Here is a 6,000-nt window from a genome sequence, read left to right as displayed (position 1 = left end):
TGGATTGACCAGCGCCACTCTATGAATTTCGGAATTAATTCTAGACACTAATTCCTCGGGAATGCTAAAAACGTCTTGTGCGTCTGGTTTTATCATTAATTCAGAGAGTAGCGCCCCTTCCCATCCTTGCCTCGCAATCAACGATTTAATAGCCTCTACTACCCATTTACTTTTCTGTCTCATGTTGTACCCATCAGCCAGTATTTTTTTAGGCAAGGATGTTTTCAGCCCAGTTGGCAACTTTACTGTGACTTTTTTGATTTGAGATACCGCTAATACCCCCTGTGGACGGTTCTCAGCCATGTTTACTTTCCCAGAATTCTAAAAACTCCGCAAAGGCCTTTTTAACGCTTTTTGGATCATTCCAATTTAGTGCCTCTAATTTCTGCTTAATGTCCCCATCCACATTAGCCAATACTAATGAGCGTATAGCCGATAGATTTGTGGTATGCCCCAATGACACTTTGACCTCTGTTCTGGGTATTTGTTTTCTCATGAACCACTGATTAAATAAGTCCGCTCTGATTGACGGATCTGCCTTGGTTAATTCAAGAAGTTTTGCCAATGATGCCTGTCCCGAGATAACTCTTTGAATCATGTCCTTTACATATTCATCATTTCTAGACTGGACAATTGTTATCCATTCATAAGCCTGAGAACGTGACAGGCCCAAGGTATCTACTAAGTCTCTCCAACTTACATCCCTACCCTGCGCTTCCTTCTGTACTGAAAATTTCATCAACCAGCGCAATTTATCCCCGATTGGTAAGTCTGTTCGCTGTACGTTATCGACAATGCCCAATCGTTCAACGGTTTGTTCTGACGGCTTTTTTAGGAACACCTTTACGGCAATTCGTTCGCTTTCCAGCCTCACTAAATCCGGTGCTGGATTGATTGATAATTCGTGAATGTTGACGCCCTGCTCATCTGTTATGGTCTTTAGATGAAATAATGCAAAAATTGCCGCCATTGTGCGGCGCTGTCCTCCCATCAATTGAACTCGCTTTCCAGGAAGAGCAAATGCCAAGGGCGGATTCAATAATCCAAATTCCTTTAAGCTCATCGCCAAAGCTATTATCCCTTCTAATTCTTCATTCTTTGTTTGACAGTGCGGATCCGATGGCAACACCAGACCTCTATAGACATCCTCAACAGTTAAATGAAATGTCCGAGGCTGATCATCCCATAATTGAACATCCGCCAATGGGATCTGCCTGATTTCATATTCTTGAGGTGTAGCCGACTCCGCTGCAGCAATTTGTGCTGCTACTTTATTAATTGTCCCCGCTCCTACACCAAGCGGTGCTCTTTTAAGTACGCCGGGTTTCTTTGGAGATGTTCCGTTTTCATTCATGAAAATATCCTCTCAAAAATTATTTTGCAGAATTGCTCCGCCTCCGCTCGCGCAGGGGTATTCTCGTGCATTTCAAAAAGAGACCTCGGATTCGCGTATGTCGCGGAACTATTTGCATAGGTTTGTAAATAACGCATCGGAGGATGGATCAACTTGTCGCCCAATATTTCATTCTGGACAATTTGATCAAGGGTTCTTCTCTGTGCAGCTGACTGGGGATCATATTTTGTAGCTAATATACCTATCAACTGCAGCTTAGCTTCTTGTCTCATTTGGTTTTCAGCCTGCCACAATTGAGCCATGTCTGCCATGCCAGCGACTGAATCTTCTTGCATTTCAGTCGGAATTAACAAATGGGTTGCAGCCCTCGCAGCGGACGCTGTTAATGCAGATGTTTGTGGTGGCGTATCAATGATGACCAAATCGAATTCTTCTTGATAATAATCCATGGATAGCATTGCACGCATGTGTTCAACCACTGCTTCTTGGATGCTACTCCTCTCCACCTGCTCTAAAAATGTCGTCAACTCATTTTTGTGTGAAGGTATAAACGATAAATTTGGACTATCTGTTGGGTAGGGTTCTGCATAACCTAGCCTGAAAAATTCAGCAATTGACCAGTAACCTGGGGGTGCGTACGGTAACTCATCCCAGGCTGGATCGTCTTTATCAAAATTTGGATGGATAGGAGGTGAACCTCCATCGTCCGTCATTTGTACAAATCTTGCCGAAAAGTTGCACTGCGGATCAATGTCTATCCCTAAAACACGCTTACCCTGTCTAACACTGTATTCTGTTAATAGTTTTGACAAGGTTGTTTTTGCTACCCCTCCCTTATGATTGCTAATCGTCAAAACTTTTAAATGAGTGTAATTAGGTATGCGTGAATTCTGTTCGTTCACCTGCATTGCTTATCCCCTATTCGTAAAGGTATCCTCAGAGTGTCCGGCGCCGGACAGTTTGTCGCTTAACCGTATAATCCGCTTGATAGTACCACATGGTTTATAGTATTGTACATTGACTACATTACAAGCTTAAACCATAATTAAGGTAGATTTAGTGGTAAGTTAAACAATGGAGCACAGCATGCCGCCGTCGCTGACAAAAATGGAACGCTTTTTAGCGGAAAGAAATGCCGCATCCTTACAAAGACAAAAAGACCTATTTGATGCCGAAAAAGAGCAACTGATCAATGCTAGTTTAGTAAAAGCAGCTGAAGCTGAACTGGAACCAGAGCAATCAACAGTAAAAAAATCCAAAGGGATCGGCAGAAAGCTCGTTAAAGCCGCCGACGATAAATTGTTAGAAGCCGAACAACTGGGCTTATTCACATCGTTGATGGTGACAGACAACAATGCCATACCTACATTGTTAGCAAGATTGCCAATCTTCATACCTATACCAGCAAGGCATCAACGAAGCATGCTGGATAAAGATATGGCTTTTGCATTTGAAACGCCGTTTGGCAGAGGCCGGCGATTCGGTCCGCCAGTAACTATCGAAGATGAAGACGTTTTGTTTGCTATGCTCCAGCTATCGGGTCGACGACTAATTGGGCAGCCCTCAAAGTTACCTGTACCATTAAACGATTCCTCTTGGCTACATGACGATAGGGGAAATTTAACGGTTCAGATCATGATTGCTACTGTCGGACAGATTAATAAAGAGCTTGGAATAAATGACTCTGGCTTAAACTACAAATCGACTGTTGAATCAATTAAAAGACTAGGGCATGTAAGCATAGAGCTCGAAACCAAAAAGAGAGACCTGTATTTGGGTGAAACATGGACTGGTCAAACAATACGTTTAGTGGACATTCAATGGCAAACTTATAAAGAAGACGGTCTTATTTTTGCCCAATTTTCACCTCTAATGGTTAAGTGGCTACGAGAACAAGCGACTTATCACAATTGGAAGATCCGGCGGAGTATCAAATCAGCTAACGGAAGAGCCCTCTATCGCTTTTTGTGTACCCAGGGGAATTACTACAAAAGGGAACTTGACTACATAGCAGATGCCATTCATTGGCACGGTAATCGCTCACGGTTACGCCCCAGGATTGAGGCGGTACTACAACAACTAAAAGAACAATTTAATTGGTGCGACTATCACATTCATGGTACCGGGAGAAGCGAGCCATTTATTTTGGAGTTCTGGCGCCAGAAAAAATCATAGGGTAGTTAACCATTCAAACCCCATCTCCGTAGCGGCACTGCATTAATCCCAAATCCATAAAGTTTGGCAGCGGATGATGTATGTTATCTTCTTATCTTAGAACATTTCATAATCAATTGACTGGCCATGTGCAGCGCCCAAAAATCAGGGTAGAGCAGGGGGCTTCAATAATACTCGAACTTATCAACCGTAGTAGCACGACATAAGTCTCAAAACCTGATTAGTTCGGTGCAGACTCCTAGCTTTACACGATTGAATACATCGTAATGTCTTCAATAGGTACCGGGGAGACTATCCTAGGTGCCTTTGCACATAATCTCCGTAGTCAAACGACATAAACTCAGAATCCGCCCAGTCCTTTGGACAGTAAAAGACACATATCACTCCTTATCTACCGGCAAGATTATCCTGAACTGCGAGGCCCGGAAAGCAAATGCTTCGATCTCCTTGATGGGTTAGAATGCGGTCGCGAACGTTCAGGGCCGCCGTAGGCCGTCACCGTAACGGTGGAATCCCGGTTCTAGTCCAATGAATTAGCGAAAATCTTTTCGGCCAGAAGCCAAACCTACCAACTGAATAAATCGCCCCAAATTTACTCCGTAGTGACGCGACATGAAAGCAGACACCACAGGAAGTTTGTCCGGCGCCGGACACTACAAAATCTATGACAAACCAACTCCGGTATCACACCGGGACGTGGCTCAAAAGCGAGCCATAAAAATACGGCAATCCAGAAATCCATCCTACTATCCTCCGAAAACTTACCAACGTAGACCCAAGGCAATACCCCGCCGATCCTGGAAAAAATAAGAAAATCAGGAGTTGATAACAAACACAATAGTCATAGTCCGTAGTCGCGCGACATCAAATTTCTGTAGCCATCATGCCACGAACAAGCAATTGTTACGCGAACGCTACTCTTACCTAGAAAATAAACAGAAGCTACTTCAGGTTGACCTCACCCCATTCCGGACGACACAACACATTAAAGCATGCCATCGCGCGTTTAATTTGATGTCGCTTGACTACGGAAAAGTACTTTGAAAATCTAAAAGCCTTAACGCGGAAAATTGAGCTTCTAGTTGTGTTGTCAATTTGTACGAAATCCCAATCTTCCACGTTCTAATCGGGAATGAGTGCTGGACTGTCCGGTACCGGACAGCGATTCATGTCGCGAAACTACGGAAATTATTTATGTAGCTTTCACGCGACTTCCAAATCTAAAGCCCTAGCCAAGCAGTGCTTGAACGCTAACAAGATGAAATACAGGAGCCTGGCATCTTTCTAACAACCCAAAAGTAGCCTGCAGAGAAGTCAAAAACTGAAACTTCCTCACTCCGTAGTAAAACGACATGAAATGATCCATCACTGAAAAGGCTGATAGGGGAATTTGAACGACTACCATCAAAATTTCACGAGAAAATCGTATAGCTGCGTTCGACCAAGCTCTGAACACATAGCACTTGGACCGCGCAACAAAATTGTGGCGAAAAAGGACATGTACCACATATCCAATCAAGAAAGTTCCGTAGTATCGCGACATGAATCTGAGCTATAGCATGTCCGGTGCCGGACAAACATTAAACAGAGGGGATATAAGATCAGCCGATACTATCGCTATGTGAAATCCAATAAATCCATGGCAGATAGCACCCTGAAACACGGTACCGGGAATGGGTAAAAACTGAATTCAGCTACATGATCATGCGGCCTAAATACACTCCGCATCCAAATTGTTGTCACTTCAATCGTATTCCAGATTACAAGATCAAAAACCGACGTCAGAAAACTTCAAAACCAAATTTGCGCCCCGATCTAAACGGAGAAAAAGTTAGCAACCGACACCACGAATTTCCGTAATAGAGCGACATTAGCTGATCATAGTAAAGGCCTAAAACTCAAGCGAACTCAAAACTTTACATTGACCATTAGCCAGGGAAAGTCCGTAGTAAAACGACATGAAGACCCTAAAGACTTGAGCGTTCGGTGGACTTCTGTTGAAGCATACCCATGCAGTATGGAACATAGGAGTCGAGCAATTTTAAATAGTCCGATATCCACAACAATAAGTACTTATCCACAACATTCCGTAATATCAGAACATCAACACCGATATTTAGTAACAAAAATCCCGTATGAAATGAACTTAAAAACCGTAATAATACAGCATAAAGTCCGTAATAAAGTGACATCAGCAATTGTCAATATGGAAGTAACACATTAAAATTAAAACACAATTTTTTAAGAATGCACCGTTTAGTCTTAAATAGTCTTCACTTTTAGTCATTTTTAGTACCGCCGAAGTCAGCGGCGGCGAACTTCTTTTTTTGTTTTTACAAAAAAATTTTCTTTTCACGCAATCGAATAAGCAAGAAATGACATAATTTAAATTTGCATATCTCAGCAACATCAAATATTCTTTGCTAATTGACATATGCGATAGAATCGCTCAAACAGCCACTTTCCAATCC

The 6,000-nt window shown here is 42.7% G+C and carries 4 protein-coding genes; 1 reads left to right on the top strand and 3 read right to left on the bottom strand.

Going from position 1 to position 6,000, the window contains the following annotated elements; translation table 11 throughout:
- The 3 genes from A1355_RS08990 to A1355_RS24490 form a co-directional block, all read right to left on the bottom strand.
- On the bottom strand, positions 1 to 303 hold a 303-nt coding region (locus tag A1355_RS08990; protein WP_157197813.1), incomplete at its 3' end, for a hypothetical protein.
- Positions 296 to 1,354 carry a ParB N-terminal domain-containing protein gene (locus A1355_RS08985; protein ID WP_064027185.1) on the bottom strand — a complete coding sequence of 353 codons (1,059 nt, stop codon included), beginning with the start codon at positions 1,352 to 1,354 and terminating at the stop codon, positions 296 to 298. The genes A1355_RS08985 and A1355_RS08990, both read right to left, overlap by 8 nt.
- Positions 1,351 to 2,262: a ParA family protein gene (locus tag A1355_RS24490; protein WP_082885455.1), complete on the bottom strand. Its 912-nt coding sequence runs from the start codon at positions 2,260 to 2,262 to the stop codon at positions 1,351 to 1,353. The genes A1355_RS08985 and A1355_RS24490 overlap by 4 nt, the downstream gene beginning before the upstream one ends.
- 178 nt (positions 2,263 to 2,440) lie before the next feature.
- On the opposite strand from A1355_RS24490, the gene A1355_RS08975 reads away from it, so the two are divergent.
- Positions 2,441 to 3,529, top strand: a complete 1,089-nt coding sequence (locus A1355_RS08975) for a hypothetical protein (protein WP_157197812.1) — start codon at positions 2,441 to 2,443, stop codon at positions 3,527 to 3,529.
- Positions 3,530 to 6,000: the final 2,471 nt, after the last annotated feature.

This window comes from Methylomonas koyamae (assembly GCF_001644025.1).
GTDB lineage: Bacteria > Pseudomonadota > Gammaproteobacteria > Methylococcales > Methylomonadaceae > Methylomonas > Methylomonas koyamae_A.
Note: the sequence above shows the minus strand (reverse complement) of the source record. Positions and strands in the feature narration are given on the sequence as shown.